Origin of the sequence: Treponema lecithinolyticum ATCC 700332, from assembly GCA_000468055.1 — a bacterium.
Lineage (GTDB): Bacteria > Spirochaetota > Spirochaetia > Treponematales > Treponemataceae > Treponema_C > Treponema_C lecithinolyticum.
Window position 1 is genome coordinate 286,395 of sequence record KI260554.1, and the last position, 24,301, is coordinate 310,695.

At 44.7% G+C, this 24,301-nt stretch carries 19 protein-coding genes; 1 reads left to right on the forward strand and 18 read right to left on the reverse strand.

Translation table 11 applies throughout. The features are described from left to right. Positions 1–13 precede the first annotated feature (13 nt). The 14 genes from HMPREF9193_RS01950 to pepF all read right to left on the reverse strand — a co-directional run bounded on the left by HMPREF9193_RS01950 (position 14) and on the right by pepF (position 16,865). A complete protein-coding gene (locus HMPREF9193_RS01950) occupies positions 14–1,228 on the reverse strand; it encodes a DNA recombination protein RmuC (protein WP_021686366.1) in 1,215 nt (404 codons plus the stop codon). Next, on the reverse strand, positions 1,225–1,674 hold the full coding sequence (locus tag HMPREF9193_RS01955) for a NanQ anomerase/TabA/YiaL family protein (RefSeq protein WP_021686367.1): 450 nt from the start codon (positions 1,672–1,674) through the stop codon (positions 1,225–1,227). Before HMPREF9193_RS01955 ends, HMPREF9193_RS01950 begins: the two co-directional genes overlap by 4 nt. Positions 1,675–1,689: 15 nt before the next feature. Then, entirely contained in the window at positions 1,690–4,095 is a 2,406-nt protein-coding gene (locus HMPREF9193_RS01960) for a helix-hairpin-helix domain-containing protein (RefSeq protein ID WP_021686368.1), read from the reverse strand. Between the two features lie 125 nt (positions 4,096–4,220). Then, positions 4,221–5,093 (reverse strand): carbohydrate ABC transporter permease, encoded by an 873-nt coding sequence (locus HMPREF9193_RS01965; RefSeq protein ID WP_021686370.1) that lies wholly within the window; start codon positions 5,091–5,093, stop codon positions 4,221–4,223. A gap of 15 nt (positions 5,094–5,108) precedes the next feature. Beyond that, on the reverse strand, positions 5,109–6,026 hold the full coding sequence (locus HMPREF9193_RS01970; protein ID WP_021686371.1) for a carbohydrate ABC transporter permease: 918 nt from the start codon (positions 6,024–6,026) through the stop codon (positions 5,109–5,111). Between the two features lie 114 nt (positions 6,027–6,140). Further along, complete coding sequence (locus tag HMPREF9193_RS01975; RefSeq protein WP_040847229.1) at positions 6,141–7,391, reverse strand: ABC transporter substrate-binding protein; 1,251 nt, start codon at positions 7,389–7,391, stop codon at positions 6,141–6,143. A gap of 116 nt (positions 7,392–7,507) precedes the next feature. Continuing rightward, the gene (locus HMPREF9193_RS01980) at positions 7,508–8,647 is read right to left on the reverse strand and encodes a phosphotransferase enzyme family protein (RefSeq protein WP_040847325.1); all 1,140 of its coding nucleotides are present in this window, start codon (positions 8,645–8,647) and stop codon (positions 7,508–7,510) included. Beyond that, on the reverse strand, positions 8,628–9,428 hold the full coding sequence (locus HMPREF9193_RS01985; RefSeq protein WP_021686374.1) for an alpha/beta hydrolase family protein: 801 nt from the start codon (positions 9,426–9,428) through the stop codon (positions 8,628–8,630). Before HMPREF9193_RS01985 ends, HMPREF9193_RS01980 begins: the two co-directional genes overlap by 20 nt. Before the next feature lie 165 nt (positions 9,429–9,593). Next, the gene (locus HMPREF9193_RS01990) at positions 9,594–10,823 is read right to left on the reverse strand and encodes a cation:dicarboxylate symporter family transporter (RefSeq protein WP_021686375.1); all 1,230 of its coding nucleotides are present in this window, start codon (positions 10,821–10,823) and stop codon (positions 9,594–9,596) included. Positions 10,824–10,934: 111 nt separating this feature from the next. Then, positions 10,935–12,671: an AMP-dependent synthetase/ligase gene (locus HMPREF9193_RS01995; protein WP_021686376.1), complete on the reverse strand. Its 1,737-nt coding sequence runs from the start codon at positions 12,669–12,671 to the stop codon at positions 10,935–10,937. 70 nt (positions 12,672–12,741) lie between these two features. Continuing rightward, positions 12,742–13,344: a rhomboid family intramembrane serine protease gene (locus HMPREF9193_RS02000; protein WP_021686377.1), complete on the reverse strand. Its 603-nt coding sequence runs from the start codon at positions 13,342–13,344 to the stop codon at positions 12,742–12,744. 1 nt (position 13,345) lies between these two features. Next, positions 13,346–14,116, reverse strand: coding sequence for an exodeoxyribonuclease III (locus HMPREF9193_RS02005; RefSeq protein WP_021686378.1), 771 nt, complete (start codon positions 14,114–14,116; stop codon positions 13,346–13,348). 3 nt (positions 14,117–14,119) lie between these two features. Beyond that, on the reverse strand, positions 14,120–15,028 hold the full coding sequence (locus HMPREF9193_RS02010; protein ID WP_021686379.1) for an amidohydrolase family protein: 909 nt from the start codon (positions 15,026–15,028) through the stop codon (positions 14,120–14,122). Between the two features lie 58 nt (positions 15,029–15,086). Then, entirely contained in the window at positions 15,087–16,865 is a 1,779-nt protein-coding gene (gene pepF, locus HMPREF9193_RS02015) for an oligoendopeptidase F (RefSeq protein ID WP_021686380.1), read from the reverse strand. Between the two features lie 53 nt (positions 16,866–16,918). Here pepF and HMPREF9193_RS02020 point away from each other — a divergent pair, with 53 nt between their 5' ends. After that, positions 16,919–19,138: an MFS transporter gene (locus tag HMPREF9193_RS02020; RefSeq protein WP_040847230.1), complete on the forward strand. Its 2,220-nt coding sequence runs from the start codon at positions 16,919–16,921 to the stop codon at positions 19,136–19,138. A gap of 71 nt (positions 19,139–19,209) precedes the next feature. Here HMPREF9193_RS02020 and HMPREF9193_RS02025 read toward each other — a convergent pair whose 3' ends face one another. The 4 genes from HMPREF9193_RS02025 to HMPREF9193_RS02040 form a co-directional block, all read right to left on the reverse strand. Beyond that, positions 19,210–19,524 (reverse strand): HMA2 domain-containing protein, encoded by a 315-nt coding sequence (locus HMPREF9193_RS02025; RefSeq protein ID WP_021686383.1) that lies wholly within the window; start codon positions 19,522–19,524, stop codon positions 19,210–19,212. Between the two features lie 3 nt (positions 19,525–19,527). Continuing rightward, positions 19,528–21,612: a heavy metal translocating P-type ATPase gene (locus HMPREF9193_RS02030; RefSeq protein ID WP_021686384.1), complete on the reverse strand. Its 2,085-nt coding sequence runs from the start codon at positions 21,610–21,612 to the stop codon at positions 19,528–19,530. 38 nt (positions 21,613–21,650) lie between these two features. Beyond that, a complete protein-coding gene (locus tag HMPREF9193_RS02035) occupies positions 21,651–21,896 on the reverse strand; it encodes a hypothetical protein (RefSeq protein ID WP_040847231.1) in 246 nt (81 codons plus the stop codon). Positions 21,897–21,984: 88 nt separating this feature from the next. Next, a complete protein-coding gene (locus HMPREF9193_RS02040) occupies positions 21,985–23,745 on the reverse strand; it encodes a flavocytochrome c (RefSeq protein WP_021686386.1) in 1,761 nt (586 codons plus the stop codon). Between the last annotated feature and the right edge of the window lie 556 nt (positions 23,746–24,301).

A 24,301-nucleotide genomic window follows, 5' to 3' on the forward strand; every position in this document is an offset into this window, starting at 1 on the left:
CACAAATGCCGCTTTATTCGCCGAGTGCCGCATTTGTGTTATGTAGTACCGCGCCGTTTGCACGCGGACTGTCCGGCAGTGTTTCCACCTTTTTTAAACTGCGCTCTATTTCCCGCGATCTTATACCCGCTTTGTCAAGCTCTTGACCTGCTTGATCTATTTTTTGGCGGGTTTTTTCCAGTACCGTACCGAATTCGCCGAATTCTTTTTTTACCGAAGTTAAAAGCTTCCACACTTCGCTCGTGCGTTTTTCTACGGCGACGGCGCGAAGCCCTATTTGCACACTGTTTAAAAAAGCCGACATAGTGGTAGGTCCGGTAACGGTTACACGATATTCGCGATGAATATATTCAAACAAACCGTCGATGCGCAAAACTTCTGCGTATAAATCTTCAAAGGGTAAAAACAACACGGCAAAATCGGTTGTTTCCGGCGGGTCGATGTATTTTACTGCAATATCTTTTGCGCACTGTTTTACCCGTTTGGCAAGTTCTGCCGCGCAAACTTCGGCTTTTTTTGCGTCGCCTTGTTCGTATGCGTCTTTTAAGCGCTGATAATCGACGGTCGGAAATTTTGCGTCTATGGGCAGCCACACAAAGTCTTTGGAAATTCCGTTTGTGCGCGCCGGAATTTTTACTGCAAATTCCACCATAGCGTCGCTTGCGTGTTTGGTTTTAACGTTCTGTGCGTATTGAACGTTTGTTAAAAGCTGCTTTAAAATATTTTCCAGCTGATATTCACCCAAAACTCCTTTTGTTTTTACGTTCGACAGCACTTTTTGCAAATCGCCGACTCCTGCGGCAAGGCTGCTCATTTCTCCCAAACCCTTTTGCACTTGTTCAAGCTGCTCGCTTACCAGTTTAAAAGATTGTCCCAAACGGGTTTCAAGTGTATGCTGCAGTTTTTCGTCTACGGTAGCCCTCATTTTGTCCAGCTGCGCGCTATTGTCGGCTCTGATAGCTTGCAGCGCTGCAGTTAATTCTTGTCTGCTTGCCGTAAATTCCTGCCGTGAGTCGCGTGATGAAACATGGATTTGGTTTTGTAAAGCTTGCATACGTGCGTCCATAGACGCCGAAAACGTATGTATCGTATGCGAAAGTTCTTCTCTATTTTCGCGGGCGGCTTTGCCGAATGCGTCGGCAGGATTGCGCAGTACAAGCACTAAAAGAAGCAAAAGGCTTACTGCTTGCAATACGAGCAGTGCCGCCCACAGAAAGTTCGGGTTCACTCGGCTGTAATTTTAAAGATAACTTTTTTTATTTTTTCCGGATTTTGTGCGCACAAACCCGGTCTGTGCGGTTCTCCCGGAAAAAAGATAACAAAAAATCCCGGTTCGGCGGTAAAGCTTAACGAGCCTGACGCTTCAAAAAACGCAACGTCTTTTTTTTCGTCGTATTCGCCGGCGCGGGAGGCAAAAGAGCGGGGCAGATATTCCATTTTTTCCGTGCCGCTCAATACAATTTGTATGTCTGCCGCTTTTTTATGAATTTCAAAACGCTTGTCGTTTGCACTTGTGTATTCGTTAATATTGTACTTACAGCATTTGTTTTGCGTTTCGTACGAACCTTTTTCCAAAGATTTTAAGTCCGTTTCTTTTAAAACGCGTACCGCTTCTTTTACTCCGCTCAACACGGCTTCGTACTTACTTAAGTTTTCCAATGTGTCAAAAATCATAAGGGTTTCTCCTCTTTAACGTTTTTTTAACAGTTCTGCAAAGGGATTATAGCTCATGCCGTCATCGGTGCGCGAAAAAGCTTTGTTTTTAGCATCGCCGTTTGCGTCGTACCGCTGGCCGGTTTTAGAGCGGTTGTGTCCGTCATATCCGCCCGCATCTTTGCGCTGAACAACCCGAATTGCTGCTTTGTGAGTATGACTGTGAGCCTGCTCGGAAGCGGTTTTTACGCCGCCGTTTGCCGATAAAGCGCCGGCAAGCGGACGCGCCGAGCGTTCGCTTTTAAGCGAAAGGCTTATACGCCGGCGCACCGGGTCCAGTGCGATAACGGTACATTCTTTTACATCTCCTACTTTTACCACATCCATGGGATCTGCCACATAGGAATCGCTCAATTCGGAAATATGGAGTAAAGCCGTTTCTTTAAGTCCCAAATCCACAAAAGCGCCGAAATCGACAACGTTTTTTATTTTGCCGGTTACTTTCATACCCTCTTTTAAATCTTCAAATGCAACTACTCCTTTTTGCATAATCGGTTTGGGGTATTCGTCGCGCGGATCGCGGTTCGGTTTTTTTAATTCATCGATAATATCGTTTACGGTTTGTTCTCCGATACCGTATTTTTCTTTAAGCGATTCTTTAAAAGAAGAAGAAATGTCCGACTTTTGCTTTACCAATTCGAATACGGCACGGGCGGCTTCATAGTTTTCCGGATGTACCCACGTATTGTCCAGCGGCTCTGCGCTTTCGGGTATTTTTAAAAAGCCTGCACACTGTTCATAGGCTTTCGGTCCCAAGCCTGCAATGTTTTGCAATTCGCTTCGTTCGGTAATTTTTCCCTTTTGCTCGCGGTATGTTACAATACGCTTTGCTACCGAAGCGCTTATTCCCGACACGTATTTTAAAAGCGAAGCCGATGCGGTGTTCAAATTAACGCCCACATTGTTTACCACCGAGCCTACAACTTCATCCAGCATGTCGGATAATTTTTTTTGATTTACATCGTGCTGGTACAAGCCGACTCCAATAGATTTCGGGTCTATTTTAACCAATTCGGCAAGCGGGTCTTGCAAGCGCCGTCCGATGGAAATAGCGCCGCGTATGGTAAGGTCAAGTTCGGGGAACTCTTCTCGTGCGGTATCGCTTGCCGAATACACCGAAGCTCCGTCTTCATCTACTACCGTATACAGTACTTCGGGAAAGTTTTCGGAAATAACTTTGGAAACGATTTGCTGCACTTCTTTTGTGCCGGTTCCGTTTCCTACTGCAATTAATTGTACGTTGTAATCTTTTACCGCTTTCCGTACCGCTGCGCACGCTTCGTCTGCTTTGTGCTGATAAATAACAAAACTACCCAAGTACTTTCCCGTTTCGTCCAAAGCGGCGCATTTGGTTCCTGTGCGGATACCCGGGTCGACTCCCAATACGCGCGTGCCTTTAATCGGCTGTGTCATAAGCAGGTTTTTTAAGTTTTCGCTAAAAACGGTTATGCCGTGATCGTCGGCTTGGTCGCTTTGGTCGCCGCGAATTTCGCGTATAACGGCAGGGGAGAGCAAGCGCACAAGACCGTCTTCAATTGCTTCGCTGTGGTACGCATTGTGAATAACTTCTTTGTTTATCAACAGTTTCGCGGCTTGCTCAATGTCGACGTCTACCGTAACTTCAAGCACGCCTTCGCGCTCTCCGCGGTTAATTGCTAATATGCGGTGCGGTTTTATTTGGTTAAGCGGCTCTTCATAGTCCCAGTACATTTGGTACACGGACGATTGCTGTGCTTGTTCGTCACCGATGCCTTTTACTTTTATAAGTCCGGTTTTAATATAAAAAGCTCTGACGGCGCTTCTGTTTTCGCCGTCTTGAGCGGTGCGCTCGGCAAGTATATCCTGTGCGCCGCAAAGCGCGGCTTTTACGTCGGGAACGTTGAGTTCTTCGTTTTCCGCGTCGGTTTTTATAAATGCTTCGGCTTTTTTTTCAATCGATGGTCCGTCAAGCTCCGTCATCGCATCGGCTAAGGGTTCAAGTCCTCTTTCTTGGGCAAGCATACCGCGCGTTTTCTTTTTCTTTTTGAACGGAGCCCACAAATCTTCAAGTTCGCTCAGCGTTTGCGCTTTTGTAACGGCGTCGTATAAAAAATCGGTCAGTTTTCCTTGTGCAAAAATTCCGCGTATAATTTCGAGTCGACGATTTTCCAAATTAAGCGCGCTTTTAAATAAATGGTCGCACTCTCGCACTTGCACTTCGTCCAAAGACCCGTGTTTTTCTTTTCTGTAGCGGGAAATAAACGGAATAGTGCAGCCTTCGTTTACCAGTGATATAACCGCTGCAACTTGCTGCGCCCGTATGTTCATCGTTTGTGCAATACGTTTTGTAATTTCGTCCTCATTTACGCTGAGGGCATCGATAGCTTCTTGTGTAAATTCCATAGAGCTGCATTGTATGGGAAAACAGCAAAAATGTAAAGTTTAGCTTTTGTTTTTTTTTGTTGTGGACAAAGCCGCCTTTTAAAGCAAGCCGTCGAAAAACGGCTTTGCCGCACATACTGCACCGGTCAGCCTTTTATAGCGCCGCCGGTAACTCCGGTAATGATTTTTTCGGATAAAAACAAATACAGTACAAAGGTGGGTAAAAAGATGATAACGACGCTGGCAAACATTCCGCCCCAGTCGCCCGTGTAGCGCATAGCCGAAATCATATTGTATAAGCCGACGGCAACCGAACGTACCGATATTTTGTTTGCAAAAATCAAAGACATAAAGTATTCGTTCCATACGGTAATAAAATTAAAAATGGAGACGGTTATTATACCCGGCTGTACGAGCGGAAACATAATAGTCCAAAAAGTGCGTATGGGCGGGCAGCCGTCGATTGCAGCGGCTTCTTCGTATGTTGTGCTTAAGTTTTTAAAAAATGCCAAAAGATAAAACAATGTAAACGGTACGTTTACGGCGATGTATAAGAAGATAATTAATGCACGAGTGTTTGTTAGTTTGAACATCGACGCCAAGCCGAAAAGCGGCATAATGATCATAATAATCGGAATGCCGAGTGCCGAGGCAAACATATTTTGTAAAAACATATTGCCTTTGAATTTAAAGCGCGACAGCACGTAAGCTGCCGGAGATGCAATCAATACGATGAGCGTACAGGAAACGAGAGTGTACAAAAGCGAGTTCATAAAAAACACCGACACTTTTTGTGTTTTCCACGCTTTTATGTAATTTTCGAAGTGAAAACCCGTTTCGAATTTGAACATGTGCTCGGAAAATATTTCGCTAGATGTTGAAAGAGAGGCAAACAAAACCCAGCCTATCAGCATAACGGTAAATACTGCCCACAAAGTAAGTAAAAGGTATGCGGGAGCTTTGCTTAATTTGCTTCGTGCCGAACCTTGCCTTTGCTTAAAACTTAGAACAACTGCCACTTGCTACTTCTCCCCTTACGTTTCTATGTCGTCGTTGGCAACGATTTTGTTTGTGGTAAAAAACACTGTTACAACGATTAACATCATAACAACACCGATGGCCGCACCCGCGCCGGTATCCCGAACGGTTATTGCCGAAGACGAAGAGCCGAATACCAATTCGTACATATAGTTCATCGGAGCAACCGTGTCGTTTGATAAATTGATGGGACTAAACAGCTGTCCCCACACAAAAAAGCCGACCGTATATACGGTCCACATAACAATGTTTGTTCTAAATACGCCGCGCAAAAAGGGCAGCGTGACGTTTTTAAAGCGCTGCCATACATTGCAGCCTTCAAGATATGCGGCTTCGTAAAAGTCTTTAGGTATTTGTTCTATACCGCTCATAAAGATGAGCATGTGATAGCCGATCATGCCGAAGCTGTACGCTGCCAGCATACTCCAAAAGCGCGTTCCCGGTCCCGTCCACAGCGTTGCGGAAAGTTTTTCAAAGCCGATGCCTGCAAAAACGCTGTGCAGCAAACCGTAGTCGCTGTTGTATACGTAGTTTATCCACATAGTACCCATAGCAACCGCACTGACGACGTTGGGTAAATAAATAACGCTGCGGTACAAAGCTTTTAATTTGGGAGTAACAGTGCCGGTTAATGCGACTGCCATAACAAGCGCTATAATCATAACGCCCAAGCCGCCCCAAAACCACAGCCGAGCAATGTTTTTCATCGCTTGCAAAAACATTGCCGTGGTAAAGATTTTTATATAATTACCCAAACCGTTAAAAGTCCATGCGGAAACGGGGGCGGATACGCTTTCTACGGCAAAAAAACTCATTATAAACGTTCTGAGCGTCGGGTATAAAAATACCGCAGCGTAACACAAAACAGCCGGTGTTAAAAAGGCTATTATCATCGGTTTGTTTTTTCTGATCATATTGTCCCCGTTATGCCGCTTTTAAGCGGTAAGTATTCGGGGCTGCGAGCGCAAGCGCTTTGTACAAGTGTTGTTCACGCAGCCCCTTTGTATTTTGTAATTTAAACAAACGCGTTATTTTGCCATCGCTGCGGCAAATGTTTGTGCGTTAAGGTCGCCCTTTATTAATTTTGCAAAATTCTCTTTTATTTTTGCATTGATTTCCGGATCGTTTTCCATGCCGACTGCCCAATCCAAACGATTGGTGGTATTGTCTACAATAACTTTAGCTTCGGCAAGCTGTGCAGGCCATTCGGTATCTTTGCCGGCGGGAATGCCGATGCTTTCTTTTGCCAGTTTTTCATCCCATTCGCCGGTAGTCATCCAGACGATAAACTTAAAGGCTTCTTCCGGATATTTTGAATTTTTGTTTACGGCAAAACTTTGACAGCCGTAGTTGTTTGCTTCGGTCCCGTCGCCCTTTGCCGACATTGCAGGCCATGCAAATGCGCCCCAATTTAAGCGGGAAGCTTGCATTTTGATTTCGTTGGGAAGCCATGTGCCGTTTAAGTACATGGCAACTTTACCCGCTGCCATTTCATCAACTTGTCCTGCAGGCCAAATATTGGATGCCGCTTTGGGGCTGACATAGCCGTTTTTAGCCATGTTTTCCCAGATTTTGCCGAATTCAAGCACTTGTGCTCCGCTAAAGTCTTTGTTTTTTACCATATCCATAGTCGCTTTTTTGCCGACCAAGCGGTCCATGTTGTAACCGAAAAGGCATGCCATGTACGCATCGTCGACGGTAATTGCCGGAATGCCGATAGCTTTTAATTTTTCGCATGCGCTTAAAAATTCGTTCCAATCCGCAGGAACTTTTTCTATGCCTGCTTTTTTGAATAAATCTTTATTGTACAGCGTTACAAAAGCGGAAGGCTGATAGGGAATGTTTTTTACCGTACCGCCGCCGAGTTCTTTTGCCAAGTTAAACAGCGTTTGATTTACTACGCTGTTGTACGGTTTCCCGTCGGTGGTGGAATAGGTTTTTTGTACATATTCGTCCAGCGGTAAAACATAGTTTCCCCATGCGTTTAAAACGCGTTCAATATCTTCGTCGAACAAGTCGATTGTTTCGCCTGCGTCGAGGGCAGGCTGCAAGGTTTTGCGGATTTCTCGACCGTTAAAGTTAACGTCTACCGTAATGCCGGTAGCTTTGGTAAACGCTTGTGCTGCTTGTGCGATAACCATACCCTGCGGCTCGGCTTCGTTCCACATACTCCAGTACACCAGCTTTGCCTTACTCGCACTTTTTTCACAGCCGAGCATAAATAAAGCAGCGCTCATACAGCACGACAATACAACAGCTGTAAGTAATGATTTTTTCATTTTTCCTCCTGATAGCGTATGTTGCGCCCTGTCTCGCTGTGCACATGCACGCTGAACCGGCGTACAGTACGCTCAAATAAAATATGCTTACCGGACAACCGGATAGCTTACAAAATTTATAAAGATGTACGGCACAGTTTTTCCATCGTGTGCTGTACGCCGTTCCATTGTTCGTCCATAGACTGCATAAGCCGTATTTGTGTGCGGGCGCGGTCGAGGTTATGGGATTTCCGCTCGGTTTTGTAGTATACATCGCCGTTCAGATAATCCGTTAAAAAGCGGACAGCCATTATTTGAGTTAAAGCTCTGCCCGATTCCGCAATAAGGCTTTTTTCATAATCGGTTAAAAAAGAGCCGGCGCTTGAAATATAACCGGCTGCCAGCGAACGGAACAATTCCAAATCGAAACCGACTTTTGAAAGATCGCGCTCGTCTTCGGCTCCGGTATTTGTTGCGGTGCGTATAAGATCACCTGTGTCAAACAGTACCGTACCGGGCATAACAGTGTCAAGGTCGATAACGCATATCGCTTCTCCGGTTTTATCATCGAACAATATGTTGTTTAATTTTGTATCGTTATGGGTAATGCCGCGCTTAAGTTTTCCGCTTGCAAGACCGTCGGTGAGCACTGCGCCGCGTTCTCTGTTTGCCAGTAAAAAGTCGAATTCGGTACGCACTGAAGTAAGCCGCGATACACTGTCTTTTGACGCGGCGCTTTCCAGCTGTTCGTAGCGTACGCGCATATTGTGAAAGTCGGCTATAGTTTCGTGCAGCGCGGGCCCTGTGTAATCGGACAGTTGGTTTTGGAAAGTACCTACGGCTTTTCCTACTTTATACGCTAAATCGCTGTTATCCATGATATCGTAAGTCGACGCGTTTTCTACAAATAAATACGTTCTCCAGTATTCGCCATCTTTGTCTTTATAATACGGTAAACCGTTTTTTGCAGGAACAACGGTTAAAACGCGTCTTCCCGGAGTGATGCCCGCGCTGCCTTCGTTTGCTCTATCCGTATCAGCAGTAAGTTTTGCATATATGTGCGACGTTACTCTTTGGATGTTTTCCATTACTTGAGCGGGATTTTTAAATACGTTTTTATTGATACGCTGGTGGGTGTAGCGTACAAGCGTTCCGGCTTGGTTCCGCACGGAAACATAGGTATTGTTTATATGCCCACCGCCGAAACCTTTAAAAGATATTAAATCTCCGTATAATGCGAATTGGTTGAGTATGTGTTCAATATCGTTTTGTTCCATAAAAAACATCCTTTCCTTTTAATTCTTTTTCCAGCCAAGAAGCGGCATGTGAAAGCATTTGCACGCTGATGTAGTGGTTCATGCGTTCAACGCCGATAAAAGCGATTTTATCAGGATTTTTGTATAAAGCGCTTGCTTTTTTGTAAAACTGTTTTTGCACGGCGTAAGGCACAAACGCGTCTTTGGTTCCGTGCATTAAAAGCAGGGGGCGGTTTATAATTTTTTCCATATTATACGCGGGGTTTGCTTTTTTAACGGCTGCGCTGCGGTACAAAGGTTGTGTTTTTCCTTTTTTTTCCATATATAAAACGGTATTTTCCCAATCGCATGCGCCGTTAAACACAATGGCAGTTTTTACGGCACTGTTGTGTGTAAAAATGCCGGCAGCGGTAAAGCCGCCCATAGAGTGTCCCGCAACGGCTACGGCATTTTTGTCTGCGCCGCACTGTTCGGTTAAATAGTTTAACAAAAGCGGAAATTCGGCAAGGTTTTGCATAATTGTGGGAAACAAATTACGGCAAAAAGCTTTATCATAGTCGTTGAATTTGTCCCGCTCGCCGTGGTGTATTGCATCGGGTACCAGTACTTGAAAGCCCAAAGAAGCGAACAAGTGCGCTATAAGTGTTTGATTTTCTTTTTGAGACGACCAGCCGTGATAGTACAGCAAAGTTGCAAACGGGGCTTTAAAGCCTGAACTTTTTGAAGGATAAAATCTTATACACGGAACATCGCCGACGGTTATATTTTCGGCGCATATATTCCGATTTTCACAATTAAACATATCTTATATTTTAGTGTAAGTTATATTTTTATTTAAATCAAGCCGGCGCGGTAGAGCTTTTGGTATCCGAAGCGGTGTCTTAGCGTTGAGTGCCGAGCGTCATCCGTCCGGCAAAAACCGGCAGCGTTTTGCCGGATCCGGTTTTGTGTTTTTGGTCGGAATGACTTAAATATAATACTTTAGTTCTTGGGGCATAATCATTTTTTCACGCTGTGCGATGTAATATGCTGAGCACAGGGCGGCGGCGGCATCTATTGCAGCTGCAAAAGAACAAATGATAACGGCTGCGGGTTTTAAAAGCAAATAACCGGATTCAAAGCCCCGTCCATACAAGCTGCAAAGCACGGTAAGTGCGGTAAAAGCACCGCCTGAGGGGAAGGCGCCCAAACAAAAAGAAATGCCGAACGACAAAGCGGTAAGCCATAAAATGTCCGAAACATAAATATCCAAACTGGAATACGAACGCAAAACGATAATAAACGATACGGCAACAACCAGTGCAGTTCCGCTTCTTGCAAAAATTGAAAACACCGGCAAGCTTACCGTACTTATTCTGCGCCGTATGCCGAGACTGTCTTTTGCATGGCGTAAATTCAGTGCAAGAACAAAGTTTGTGTCTCCCGAAAACAGTGCACCTATAAGCGGTGCCAGAGCTGCAAATAATACTTTGTATGGGCGGTTTTCGTGTAACAACGTGCGTAGCAAAAAGGGTAAAATGCCCGCTATTATAATGAGCGTATCTGCAAGTAGCAGTAAAATAAGACCGAGAAAGCTGGAAGAAGATAAAATATCAAAAAAAATGATTGCCCACGAACAAGAAACGGCAATCATACCGATGGCAATAAAATCGGTAAAAAAACTTAAAACCGAATAGCTTATTTTTGCAAGCGAATCGAATAAAACCAAAGCGGGTTTTGCTTTTAAATTGTCTGAAGCAAAGCTTGCTCCGATAAAGCCTGCCAATACACACATCGGCAGTAAAAAAGAACCGTCCAAAAGACCCGAAATGCCGTTATAAGGAAACAAAGATAAAAGGCGTGCGGGAATATCCAGCCTTACCGGATCGGAAATTTTTTCGACAGAAATGGGAATTCTGGGCAGCTTTACAATAAGACCGGATACAATACCTAATACGGTGCCGATGAGGGTAATAACTACGCTGCACAGCGCAATACGTAAACCCGTATGTAAAAGTTTTCCTGTTTCCCGCAGTTTTGTTATGGAAATGGTCATTCCGAAGAAAAGGACGGGAATTAAAAAGTATCTGCCGGTTCTAACGGTTAATTCGTTGAAAAATCGTACAACGATTTTTACGCCGGCTTGATTGGCAGGTAAAAAAAATGCCATAAGTATGCCCAGTGAGCAGCCGATAAGGTATTTTATCCAGATTTTCATAAAAGAAAGATACCTTATGATGTAAAGACAGTCAACATACCGCCGGCATATGGCATGTCGAAAGCGCAAACTATGCCAACCGTGCGTACTGTACGGTTGGCAAGCCGGATTTTATTTATTATATCGACGTTTTACTTTACGCGTAGTGGTCATTTCCAAAGGTTCGTCCAATACGGTTATTTTGGAAATGCGTGCATAGGATGCGAGCGTTTTATTTACTTTGTCAATAATATCGCTTACGGCATCGTATACGGGGTCTGCCGCATCGTCGGAACCGCGGATAAGGTTTAACCGTTTGAATAAATCGTCGGAAGGGTATACCAATGCTTCTATGCCTTCGGACTTTACGGCAGCGTCTTGTATATAGCCTTGGATAGTGATTTGTTCTATGTCGGTATACAGTTGGAATGCGTTTTCAATTTCTTCGGGGAAGACATTTTTTCCGCCTTCGGTTACGATAAGGTTTTTTGCGCGTCCGGCTAAATACAAATAGCGCTCGGAATCGAGTTTTCCCAAATCGCCGGTTTTAAACCATCCGTCTTTTGTAAATACGGCTTCGGTTTCTTCTTTCATGTTGTAGTATCCCTGCATAATCATCGGACCCTTAACAATAACTTCACCTATGCCGTTTTCGTCCGGGTCGAGGATTTCCATTTCCATGTAGGGATGAAAATAGCGGCCGACGCTTTCAATTTTAAAATGTTCTTTCGGGTTTAACGCGATAATGGGCGAAGTTTCGGTTAATCCGTAGCCTTGAATAAAATCTATGCCTAATTCTTGGTACATACGGAATACGCTGGCTGCAAGCGGACCGCCTCCTGAAATAGCTATGCGGATAGTGCTGATGCTTGCTTTTTCCAAAACGGCTTTGAACATTTTTTTACCGGGGTTTATACCCGTCAGTTTTTTTATTGCGTACGAAATACCCATCAGCATTTTTATAATGCCGTATACAACAATGCCTTTTTCGCGGATGCCTTTTAATATACCGGCAAGCAGTTTATTAAATAAAAGCGGAACGCCTAAAAGCATAGTGATTTTACCTTCGCGTAATTCCCGCAGCATGCGGCTTACCGCCATGCTTTTTGCAAACACCAATTCCGCACCGACGGAAAGCGCTTCTATAAATACGGCTTGCATAGTGTAAGAGTGGTGTATGGGAAGCAAAGCATAAAAAATATCGGTTTCAAAGATTTTTAAGTGTGTTTGTGCAATATAGCAGTCGGATACGAGGTTTTTATGCGACAGCATAACGCCTTTAGGATTTCCCGTTGTGCCGGATGTAAATAAAATAGCTGCAGTATCGTTTTCTTCGCAGCGGATGACTTCACTTTTTTGGGAAGTGTTTAAATTGTATACGTATGTGTCATTAAATTTTGGACTGAGCGAAAAAATTTTAGCTTTTGTTTTGGAAGCGCTGCCGGTAAAATATTCATAGCGTTCTTCGTCTACAAAAAAGAATTTGGGCTGCGAAGCGTTCAAAAGGTTTTCCATTTCTTTTTCGTGCAAAGCGTAGTCTATGGGAACGATAATTGCGCCTGCGCTCAAAGCTCCCAAATACACCGTTGCCCATTCCGGCGAGTTTTTTCCGGAAACGGCTATACGGTCTCCTTTTTTTACGCCTTGAGCATAAAACCACGAGGCAAGCTGCTCCAGTTTTTGCGCAACTTGCACATAAGTGAGCGTTATTTTTTCGTTTTCAAAAACGGTAAAACAAGGGCGGTTTGCGAACCGTTTTACGGTAATGCCGAACATTTCCGGCAAAGTAGGCCATTCGCCTTTAAATTCGCTTCCGCGGTACGCATCCAAAAATGCCCACGGTTTTGCATTTTCTGCGGATTTTTTCATAGTGCATCCTCTTTAATTTTGCAGTATTTTGTGTATTATACACGCTTTTTCGGTTTTTGTCATTATAAAATTAAGAGGCATTTCTTTTGCGTTTTATGGGAGCAGCGGCAAAGCCGAATATACTGCCGCACAAACCGCCTGCGATGTGGGCAAAATTGGATATGTTATCGTCGACAAAAATTGCGGCGACTTCGCGCCCCAAATAGATTATTAAAGCGAGTAAAAAGGTAAGCGGAATTCCGTCTTTTTGTACCGAGCCGAACGAAGAAAGCAAAATCATCATAAAAGCGATACCGCTTGCGCCCATTAAACCGGTGCTTAAAAAAACGGCGTTTAAAATACCGGTAACAAATGCGGTTACCATTATCATAAGCAAAAGCAAGCGGCTGCCGTAGCGTTCTTCCAAGAGCGGTCCTAAAAGCAGTATAAAAGCTAAGTTTCCGACGAGGTGATTCCAACCCGCATGACCGAACACGTGGGTAAACAAGCGTAAATAGTGTATGGGGTTTGTCCAATTAAAGGCTCCGGGGCAGCCTTGCCGTGCCGGTGCGCTAAATAAAACTAAAATCAAATGAGGCATAATTAGCCTGCTCATTATCAGTACAAGGGCGCACACTAAAGAAAAATTTAAAGTTACCGGTGCATTGTAAGTAATACGGACTTTGTTTGCCATTTTATAAATCGCCTTTAAAAACGAGTTCTATGGGGCAGTGATCCGAGCCGGTAACGGTGTTTAAAATGCGCGAAGACAACAGTTGGGGGGCAAAGCGTTCGTTAACGCATTGATAATCGATGCGCCATCCGATGTTTTTTTCGCGCGCGCGGAAGCGGTAGCTCCACCACGTATATTGGTTTGCTTCGATACAAAAACGGCGGAATGTATCTATATAACCGTTTGAAGTAAACATATCCATCCACGCGCGCTCTTCGGGTAAATAACCGGGATTTTTTTCGTTTGCTTTAGGGTTCGCTAAATCGATCGGTTTATGCGCAATGTTGTAGTCTCCGCACAGCACAATGTTATATCCGCCGGCTGTCAATTTTTCGCACATATCGAACATAGCTTTACAATAATCCAGCTTGTAAGCAAGGCGCGCACCGGCATCTTGGCTATTGGGAAAATATGCGCTGATGATAACCGTTTTGCCGAAAAAGGCGGCAAGAGTGCGTCCTTCGCAATCAAATCGCTCTATGCCCATATTGCTTATCTTGTCCGGCTCTTTTTTCGTATACAAAGCTGTTCCCGAATAACCGGGACGTTGCGCTTCCATCCAATAGGAGCGGTAGCCTGCAGGGGATAATAGGTTTTCTGAAAGCTGGGTTTGTTTGGCTTTGGTTTCTTGAATGCACACGGCGTCTGCTTTGGTTGAAAGCAGCCAGCCGATAAAATCTTTTTTTTCTACGGCACGTATACCGTTTACGTTCCACGAAACAATGCGAGCCATAGGTTATTTTTTTACGCTTCGGTCTAAAATATCGAATACTTGTTCTTTCGAAAGAACTCCGGCGTTAACCAAATCGGCGCACTCTTCACTGATGCTTTTGTTAAAAAACAAGAGGTCATCGGTTGCTATGGTTACATCCACGCCGTTTTCGCACAAGATTTTTATGGGATGTTCTTCAAGAGAGGGTACGGCGGACAGTAAAACATTGCTTGCAGGACATACGTGTAAGCGCAGTTTTTCGTCGCGTAAAAATTTCATAACGGCTTTATCGGTTGCGGCGCCTATGCCGTGCTGTATTTCGTCAAGTCCAAAAAATTGAGCAAAGCGTTGAACGGATCGGGCATTGGAAAACTCTCCTACGTGCGCCTTTTTTTTCAAGCCCAATTTTTCTGCAAGTTTGTACAACGGTTGAAAATCTTCTATGCCGTCTTCCACTTCCGGTCCGTACAAATCTATGCTTTTAAAAACGCCGCTTTCTATACATTCGGGCGCCCATTTTTTTATTAAATTTTTGTCGAACAGTTTACCCATGCCCAGTTCGGGACGGAAGTCCAAAGATTTTTTGAATTTTTCTTTGAGGTGTTTTACCATGTCTAAAAAACGTTGAACGTTGTTTCCGCAATGACGGATAAACCCAAGGTCGATGCTTCCTTCCAATACGGTTACTCCGTCAGCTACGGCATCTTGAATGGATAAATCGAGTAAATCTTGAACGTCCTTTTCGCAAGCACAACGGACGCCTGTATAATTTTTTATGATTACATGCATCTCGTCCAAACCATTTAATTTTCGCGGAAAGTCGGGTATGTAAAACCCCGCCCACGAAACATACGACGCATAGCGCATTCCCAAGTTGAGATGATTGTGTGCATCCATCTTTGCTCTGTTTTTGAATTCGCTTACAGAAACCATAAATAATTCTCCATTATGTGTTAATTATCGGTAAAAATATAGGTTTTCATCAGCTGTGTTAAAAATATTCGGCAATTTTTTGTACCAAATCTGCAAAAACGTCGGCGGCGGTTTCTATCGGTTCGGTTCGTTCCATGTCAACTCCGGCAAGGCGCAGCGCTTGTACAGGGTATAACGTACCGCCCGATTTTAAAAACTTAAAGTAATCATTACGTTCGCTTTCGCCGCCTTCGCTTACCCTTTTTGCCAACGTAAGCGCTGCCGAAATACCGGTTGCATATTTATATACGTAAAAAGCGCTGTAAAAGTGAGGAATGCGCAAGCATTCAAGGTCGCTTTCGTTTTCAAGCACCATATCCGTGCCGAAATAATCTTCAAGCAATTTGCGGTATATCGAGCGGCAATGCTGTACCGTAAGAGGTGTACCCCGTTCTACCGATTCGTGGGTTTGCAGTTCGAATTCGGCAAACATTGTTTGCCTGTATAGTGTTGCCGCAATATCCGCCGCGCGCGTACACAAAAGGTATAAGCGTTCTTTGGGGTTTGTTGTTTTTTTAAGCAAATATTGGAATAAAAGCTGTTCGTTAAACGTAGATGCAACTTCGGCTTCAAAAATCGTATAATCGTAACACATAAACGGGTTATTGCGCGCGGCGTACCATGAATGCATGGAGTGTCCGCCTTCGTGTGCCAGTGTAAATACATCGCGGATAACGTCTTCTTTATAGTTCATTAAAATATAGGGGTAGCCGGTATAAGAGCCGGAAGAAAACGCGCCGCTTCGTTTTCCTTTGTTTTCGTAGCGGTCTACCCAGCCTGCCGTTAAGCCCGAGCACAGTGTGTCGGTGTATTCATTTCCCAAAGGAGAAAGCGCTTCGCGCAGCATTTCTACAGCTTGAGTGTACGGGGTAATAAAACGTACGTTTTCGCTCATCGGCATGTATACGTCGTAGTGGCGAAGCTCATCCAATTGCAGTGTTTTTTTCAAAAGCGAATAATAGCGGTGCAGCGCCGGCAAGCGACTGCGTACCGTATCGATAAGGCGGCGGTATACCGTTTCGGGTACGTTGTCGGGGAACAAAGCTTGCTCAAGCGACGAAGCGTAGCCGCGGGAACGGGCACAGTATATGTCTTGGTTGACGCTTCCCGCATACAAAGCGGTGAGCGTGTGTTTGTTTGCATCAAAAAAGCGGTAAAATTGGCAGTACGCGTTTTTACGTACTTCACGGTTTTCGTTAATCATAAACGAAGACCATGTCGTTTGACTGAGCGGCATTTTGCCTTTTTCGGTAAGCACATAACCGAATTCCGCATCGACATTGGTAAGCATGGAAAAAGCGGCGGCAGGCGTTTGCATACTTTCGCTTTGCAAGGCAAAAAGCCGCTCTTCTTTTTCGCTTAAAATATGATCTTTAAGGCGGAACAGTTTTTTCAGCCATACTGCATAATTTTTGTATTCGTCTGTGTCTAATAAAGGTTCAATGTCCGCCGCCGCTTTTTGCAATTCCGGAATTAAAAAACTGGTAAGCGCTTCGGCAGCGCTTGCGCACATCATATAACGGCCCATTTTGTTTTGTGCTTCGGTATCGCTTTCGTCTTGAGCCGTTAAAAGCGATGCGTAGTTTCCGGTTTTTTCGCTTAATTGTTCCGTGCTTTCGTAAAGAGCAAGCACTTCAAGTAAATTTTCTTTAACGCGTCCTTTAAAAGAAGCGAGCTTTTGCGCACCGTCGGTTATCGTTGCAAGCGCGTTTTCCCATTCTTCAGCTGTTTTAAATAAACTACTTAAATCCCATTTATCTTCGGGTTTAACTTGCGCTCGTAAGGGTATATCGTTCATATATAACAATATAACACATTGCAGTTTTTAATGCTACGTGCTACAGTAAAACTATGTCTCCTTTGTCAAAGTATCAGATTTCTGCAGGCAGACGTTTATACGGAATTTTTTCCGCTTTGAATTCGGCTTCTTTTACGCTGGTTACCGGTAATATTATAGTTGTGTACGCAATGTATTTAAAAGCCGGCAGCGTTACGATAGGTTTAATAACCGCGTTTAATTTTTTATCTTTTTTTGCATTGCCGCTGGGAAAAATGTTTGTGCGCCATCGCCCCATTATGCGCGTGTACGCATCTTCGTGGGTGGCGCGTAATGCCAGTTTATTGGTTATGCTGCCCATTCCTTTTTTTGTAAAAGCGGGGATGGCGCAGTGGGCGCTGCCCTGTGTTTTGCTTGCGTGTTTCGGCTTTAATTTTTTTAGAGGAATCGGCATGGTTGCCAACAATCCTGTTATAAGCGATTTGGCGCCGGGTAAAGACCGCGGCAGTTTTTTAGTGTTTTTATCGGTAACGAACAATACCGCCGCTTTAATAACGACGCTGCTTTTGGCTTTTGCATTGCGCTTCGGCAATTCGCTGGTTGTTTTAAATGCAGCCGTTATAACGGGGATTGTACTCGGCTTTATTTCTTCTTTTTTGCTGTACAAAATGCCTTCAAGCGACCGTGTTGCGCACGGTACGTCAAGCAGTTTTTACGAACATTTTATAAAAGCCGTACACGACCGGAATTTTAGAATTTTTATAGCGGCTTTTTGGGTGGTAGGCTTGGCGGTCGGTATGTCGCGCCCTTTTATTATCGTGTACTGCCGTGAAGTATATGAACAACCGGACAGTATTATTACTTTTATTACATTTTTTACCACATTGGGTGCGCTGTGCATGGGGCTTATGTCCCGCGTGTTTATAGACAAAATCGGCGCAAAGCCTATGTATTTGATTTTTACCGCTTTGTCATTTTTAAGCCTTATTCCGGCTGCCGTTTCTCCGGTATTTGCTTCGGCTTTACCGGTGTTTTTGTTTTTAAGCATGATTTCTTTTGTTTCGAATTTGGGATTTTCCGGTGAAGAAAATGCAGGGCAAACATACTTTTTTGGTCTTGTGCCGCCCGAAGCGGTTATGGATATGAGCATTGTGTACTTTTTGGTATCCGGAGCATCGGGAGCGGCAGGCTCGCTTTTGGGCGGTATTATTCTTGAAGCATTTAAAGACAGCGCTCTTTCGGCGGTTTCGGCATACCGCTTATTTTTTGTAATACAAATAGCGGTTATTGCCATTGCGCTGTATTTGCAGCTCCGCTTAAAACCGCTGGGAAGCTACAGCTTAAAAGAAGCGCTGCCGCTGTTTTTTTCGCTGCGCGATATACGCGGCTTAAGTTTATTGTACAAGCTTGACCGAAGCCGTAACGCAAACGAACAAACCGCTCTTTTAAACGAACTGTGTTCGTCGAATACGGCTGCCGCAGCTTCGAATTTAGCAGAGCATTTGAATTCTCCCCGCTTTACCGTAAAAAGTCATGCACTTAAAGGCATAGAAAGTTTACCCGCTTTAAACGCTCCGTTGGAAGATGCGCTTATAAACGAAACAATGCAGGGAAGTTTTACAACTGCGGCAAAAGCGGCACATATTTTGGGGATGTTTAAAGTTAAACGCGCCGCTTTTTGTTTGGAAAAAAGTTTGGACAGCCCCGATTATCTTTTAAGCGGCGAAGCGATGGTTGCTCTTGCCCTTATGGGAGAAACCAAAGCGCAAACGCTTATTGCACGAAAACTTGCGGATACCGGCAACGCGTACGTACTTTTAAGCGGTATACATGCTATGGAAATATATGCAAACGCCGCTTCCGTTCCCGTTCTTTTGGATATTTTGCGCGCTCATCCGGAAAGAAGTGATGTGCAGCACGAAGTTATGCTTGCCCTTGCTTCGGTTATGGGTATAGGCAATTCTTTTTACCCCGCTTATTGTCAGTATATTGAAAGTTCCGACAGCGCTTCCGTTATTTTGCACGATTTGTTTGACGAAACCGCCGCGCGCAAAAAACTGAAAAACGGCGTGTTTCCCCCGCTTATCGGCGTTTTTTTAGCCGACCCGCACACCGCCGATGAGTTTTGCCGCAACGTGCACGTGTACGCAAAACAACAGGGCGCCGGAGTGCTTTCCGGTTTGCTTATAGCAAGCATTCACGACACCGATTTGATCCGCTCGCAGCGCTTCCGCTTTTTTTTGTGCTTTTGGGTAATCGCTTTGTTTGCAGAACCGAAATTGTTGGCAAGGTAACGCGTTTTATCTTCCGGCGTACGTTTTGCCGGTGCGCACCGCTGCAGCGGCAGAAAATCAAACGATGCCGTTTATTCGCACGCGGCGGACAGCTGTGCGGCAAAACTGCGGATTTTTTTTAAAACAACAGGCTTTTGTTTTTCGCTGTAAGCGTCGCACAGCAGTTTTAATTCGGCAAGTTCGTCTTTGAGCGCATGCAGTTTTTTTATGGGCAGTTTATCGCTTTCGTATTCAATTAAAATGCTTCCCGTGTGGGTGCTGTATTCAACTTTGTGCACCGCAGGCTGCTGTTCGAGCGCGGTTTTTAGAGCAGCGCATATATCGGCGTCTTGTAAAAGCGGCGAGCGCAAACGGATTCTTCCGGGAAAAAAACTTGAAACAACCATAACTTAGTTTTTCCCGAAAGAGCGCATTGCCGCCATACCGATGGCAAGCGTTGAACCGTTGTGCAGCAAAGCTGCAGAGGATGCGCTTACCGCCGAAGACAATTCGGCGGCTATTAAAGCCGAATTAATACCGACAATCAGCGCGTTGTTTATTTTTATGCGCTCGATTAAACGAGAGCCGATGTAATGCAAGTTCACAAGCGCACGTAAACCGTTATCGGGTAATAAAATATCGGCGGTTTCGCTTGCAATCGATGCGGCTTGTCCCATAGCAATTCCCACATCGGCAGCAGAAAGTGCCGGCGAATCGTTTATACCGTCGCCTATCATCACTACCCGGTGTCCTTGTTTTTTTAATTTTTCAATAAACTGAGATTTTTCATCGGGCAGCACTTGTGCTCTATACGTGCGTATGCCTAGTTTTTCGGCGATGGTTTTTGCGGTTTTTTCTCCGTCTCCGGTGAGCATAATGATATTCTGAATGCCGGCATTATACAGCGTTTGTATAACTTGTTTTGCTTCGGTGCGTACGGGGTCTTCTATGGCTATAATTCCTGCAAGCGTACCGTTTACCGCTAAATACAGCAAAGAACAGCCGGTTTTTGCTAAATCGGATTCGTCGCGTTTAACTTCATCGGTTTTAGGGATTTTTTCGTCGTCAAAAATAAAATGAGCGCTGCCGATACGAAGCTGAGCATCGTTAAGCGTAGAGGCAAGTCCGTGCGCGGCAATGTACGAAACCGTAGTGTGCTCTTCTCGGTGCTTTATTCCGCGCGACGCGGCCTCTTTTACTACCGCCCGTGCCAAAGGGTGGGGAAAATGCTCTTCCAAACATGCGGCTATTTTTAATACCTCCCGTTCGTTTGCACCGCCGAACGTAGTTATTTTTTTTACGGCAGGGACGGATTCGGTTAGCGTTCCGGTTTTGTCAAAAACGATTGTATCGGCGCGGATAAAATCTTCAAGAAATTTACCGCCTTTTACCGTTATGCCCGCTTGCGCGCAGGACTTCATTGCAGCAAGAACCGCAACGGGAGCCGCAAGTTTCATTGCGCACGAATAATCCACTAAAAGGGTTGAAGCGGCTTTGGCAAAATCGCGTGTTACGGCATAGGTAACAGCGGCGAGCATAAAATTGTAAAACACAAGTTTATCCGCCGTGCGCTCGGCTTTTATTTGTATGCCCGCTTTTAAAGATTGAGAATGTTCTATCATTTGTGCGATTTTGCTTATACGGGTTTCACTGCCGCATGCTTTTACTTTTACGTAAATCTCTCCTTCTTCTACAATGGTAGAAGCAAAAACGGAACTGTGCGAAGCTTTACGTACCGCAAGGCTTTCTCCGGTCATCGACGCTTGGTTAACAGACGCTTCGCCTGAGACAACCGTTCCGTCTGCAGGAATTACCGAACCTGAGCGTACGACAACCGTGTCGCCGGTTTTTAACATGCGGACGGGTATCGGCATTTCTTCGCCCGAACGGATTACTTGAACTTGTTCGTTTAAATTTAAAAACGAGCGGGTAAGGTTATCGTATGATTTGCGTTTGGTATAATCTTCTAGAACTTCACCCATATTTAAAAGCATAGTAATGGTGTTTGCCGTATTAATATCGCCTGAAGCATAGGACAACGAAAGAGCCGTTGCATCAAGCGTGTCGGCACAAAAAGGTTTACCCGATAAAACGGCTGCCGCTCCTTTTTTTAAACGCGGTATAATGGAAACCAGCGATAAAACGGAGCGGATGGGTAAAGGCAGCAATTTTCGGATAAAAAACTGTGCAACAAGCGGAAACAGTACGGCTGCAAGGCTTTCTTGTGCTTCGGGGACGCTTACGGCAGACAATAATTCTTCGTTTGTAAGGTAAGAATCATCTAAAGCACGTATATAAGACAGAGCCGTTTTTTCCGAAATACCCGAGTATTCGAGCAAAATGCCGCCCGACACGGGGTTTACGTTTATAAAATCGATACCTTTTTGCAAAGAAACAAGGGTTCGTACCAATTCGGCTTGCCGGGCATCTAAGCTGTGCCTATCGAAACGTAAGCGTAGTCTGCCCGGAAGCTTGTGAACAACGGAAAAAACCATACGTACTACAAAGGGTTAAGCTTTGTGCTTTGCAGCGCTTAGGCTTTTTGAGCTTTAGCGGCTTTTTTTGTAGTGGATGCCGGCTTTTTTGCGTACTTTATTTCCGCTGCAATGTCTTCGGCATCTTCTTTTACCGTTTCTACAAAAGCCGAAGCGTCGTCTTTTAATTGAAGCCCCGCGCTTATTAATTTAGCGCATACTTTTTTAAAACCTGCGCGCCGAGCTGCGGCAACCGTTATACCGCCGACGGCAACACCGATAACAAATGCACCCCATTTTGTCATATATACCTCCATATACTCACATACAAAAAACATGCGGCACCGGTTATTGTGCCGCACGCCTTTGTCCGGTTACTTTAGCACAGCATTTTTATTTTGCCGCATTTTTTCCGGCAATCCTGCCGAATACGATAATGTCTGCAATTGCATCGCTTCCCAAGCGGTTTTTACCGTGAACGCCGCCGGTTACTTCGCCCGCTGCATACAAGTTTTCGATAATCGAACCGTCGGTTTTAAGCACTTGTGCTTGATCGTTTATTTTAACGCCGCCCATCGTGTGGTGTACCGCAGGCACCGCTTTTAAAATATAAAACGGAGCTTTTTCGATGGCGTATTTCATACTGCGTTTGTTAAATTCCGGATCTTTTCCCGCAGCTACATACGAGTTGTAGCGTGCAACGCTAGCAAGCATTTCTTTTTTGTCGATACCAAAAAAGTCGGCGGCTTGTTCAAGCGTGTCGGCTTTTACAACCAAATTATTTTTCATTAAATAGGCAACTTCGGCACCGTGGTTTTCTTGCAAATGGCTTTCGTCAAAACCGCGCTGATCGATAATTTCGTAACAGCAATGACCGGTTTGTGCTTTAATCGCCATAGACATAACATCGCGTCTGCCGAGTTCTTCAACAAAGCGTTTTCCTTCCTTATTAACGATCATACTGTGTCCGTATAAACGCGCATCGTCAAAGTACAACAGCGCTCCTGTGAGCGGGTCGCAAATGGGGTAGGTTTGAATGTATTCCATGTCGACCAAAGCAGCGCCGATTTTTTCCGCCATAACGATACCGTCTCCGGTGCTTCCCACCGTGTTGGTAGAAAGAATGGTTTCGTCGACGGCAGAGTTGTATTTTTTGCGCATTTCGATGTTTGAACCGAATCCGCCGCTGGTTAAAACAACGGCTTTTTTTGCATATATTTTATAAGAGGCTTTATCACTTTCTGCTGTAACACCGATAACGCGTCCGGCTTCATCTTGAATAAAAGAAAGGGCGCTTGTTTTATACATAACGGGAATTGAAAGTTTTTGCGCTTTTGCAAGCATTTTAGTAATCAATTCTTTTCCGCTTGCACCGGCAGGAATTAAACTGCGCTTAACCGAATGTCCGCCGAAAAACATTAAATCGTCTTCCCATACGACGCCGCATTCGTCGCGCAGCCATTCGGCAGCTTGTAATGCGTTTTGTGCGACGGTACGGACTAAAGCAGGGTCATTAATACCGTCTCCGCCTTTAATCATATCTTGCGCCAATTGTTCGGGGCTGTCGCTTATGCCGTCGCGTTTTTGAAGCCAATTGCCCGGAGCTGCCATTTCTGCACCGGAAATAAGTGTGTTCCCGCCCGCTAAGGGAAGTTTTTCCAAAACAAGCACATCCGCGCCGGCGTTTTTTGCTTCAATTGCAGCGGCAAGACCTGCACCGCCTGCCCCGATAATAAGCACGTCGCATTTTTTTTCTTTTAACTTTTTATGCATCGCCTTTGCCGTTTGCATATTTTTTTGTGCAGGAACGTCTCCGGCTTTTACTAAAGCTTGAGCGACCGCATCGAGATAGCCTTTGGATGTCATAGTACAGCCGGTTACCGTATCTACTGCCGTACTGTTTGTTTTAAGCACTTGCGCTTTGAGCGTGTCCATGGCTTTATCAAAACCGGGTGTTTCGCCGTGTGAAAGCACTTTTATGTCTTTTACTTTATGATTTTGAACGATAACTTCAACCGAAATAGGACCGCCTTTGCCGTTGCCCTCTCCCGTATACGTTCCGTCCTGCAAAGCAGAGCCGTTTGTAGTACATGCTGCAAACAATACAGTGAGCGCCAACATAAAAACGCTCAGCGTTTTCCGAAAACCTTTCATTAACAACCTCCCTAAGTGTTACTGTTTTGCATCATACCAAAAACAAGATTTTTGTGCTATCGGGCTTTGAAGCTTTTAGGCGGCGGCAACAGCACAGGTTTTTTGCTTTTGGCACACTTTTTGTGTACGGAACGTACCGTTTTGAAATGCAGTAACCAAAGTTCTTTTTCGGTAACTTTGGTTCTTTCTAGCCATATAAACCTACTTTAAATGGACAAAATATTAAAACCGCACCATAATATTCTTAAGGGAGGTTTTCAAGATGAAACCAAGTAATTCAAAGACTAAGGCATGTGCCTTGACAAAAACGGGAGGAGCAGCAGTATGAAAACGGAACGTCCTGTTCCGCTTTCAACCCGAGTTTTGTCAGGCTTATGCCTGCCAAAACATCGCAATACAATCGGCAGTAACCGCACATCCTGTGCGGAGGCTGTATTTCAAATATTTTAAGGAGTTTTTTTATGAAACAAAGAGTAAAAACAATCTTGTTTATCGGTTTAGCGCTTATAGCGCTATTTGGAATGACCGGCTGCACGCAGGCGGCAAAGCCTGAAGA

Coding starts and splice junctions, on each gene's coding strand:
- HMPREF9193_RS01955 (WP_021686367.1), bottom strand. CDS start 1,674: ATGATTTTTGACACATTGGAAAACTTAAGTAAGTACGAAGCCGTGTTG.
- HMPREF9193_RS01960 (WP_021686368.1), bottom strand. CDS start 4,095: ATGGAATTTACACAAGAAGCTATCGATGCCCTCAGCGTAAATGAGGAC.
- HMPREF9193_RS01970 (WP_021686371.1), bottom strand. CDS start 6,026: ATGATCAGAAAAAACAAACCGATGATAATAGCCTTTTTAACACCGGCT.
- HMPREF9193_RS01975 (WP_040847229.1), bottom strand. CDS start 7,391: ATGAAAAAATCATTACTTACAGCTGTTGTATTGTCGTGCTGTATGAGC.
- HMPREF9193_RS01980 (WP_040847325.1), bottom strand. CDS start 8,647: ATGGAACAAAACGATATTGAACACATACTCAACCAATTCGCATTATAC.
- HMPREF9193_RS01985 (WP_021686374.1), bottom strand. CDS start 9,428: ATGTTTAATTGTGAAAATCGGAATATATGCGCCGAAAATATAACCGTC.
- HMPREF9193_RS01990 (WP_021686375.1), bottom strand. CDS start 10,823: ATGAAAATCTGGATAAAATACCTTATCGGCTGCTCACTGGGCATACTT.
- HMPREF9193_RS01995 (WP_021686376.1), bottom strand. CDS start 12,671: ATGAAAAAATCCGCAGAAAATGCAAAACCGTGGGCATTTTTGGATGCG.
- HMPREF9193_RS02000 (WP_021686377.1), bottom strand. CDS start 13,344: ATGGCAAACAAAGTCCGTATTACTTACAATGCACCGGTAACTTTAAAT.
- HMPREF9193_RS02005 (WP_021686378.1), bottom strand. CDS start 14,116: ATGGCTCGCATTGTTTCGTGGAACGTAAACGGTATACGTGCCGTAGAA.
- HMPREF9193_RS02010 (WP_021686379.1), bottom strand. CDS start 15,028: ATGGTTTCTGTAAGCGAATTCAAAAACAGAGCAAAGATGGATGCACAC.
- pepF (WP_021686380.1), bottom strand. CDS start 16,865: ATGAACGATATACCCTTACGAGCGCAAGTTAAACCCGAAGATAAATGG.
- HMPREF9193_RS02020 (WP_040847230.1), top strand. CDS start 16,919: ATGTCTCCTTTGTCAAAGTATCAGATTTCTGCAGGCAGACGTTTATAC.
- HMPREF9193_RS02025 (WP_021686383.1), bottom strand. CDS start 19,524: ATGGTTGTTTCAAGTTTTTTTCCCGGAAGAATCCGTTTGCGCTCGCCG.
- HMPREF9193_RS02030 (WP_021686384.1), bottom strand. CDS start 21,612: ATGGTTTTTTCCGTTGTTCACAAGCTTCCGGGCAGACTACGCTTACGT.
- HMPREF9193_RS02035 (WP_040847231.1), bottom strand. CDS start 21,896: ATGACAAAATGGGGTGCATTTGTTATCGGTGTTGCCGTCGGCGGTATA.
- HMPREF9193_RS02040 (WP_021686386.1), bottom strand. CDS start 23,745: ATGAAAGGTTTTCGGAAAACGCTGAGCGTTTTTATGTTGGCGCTCACT.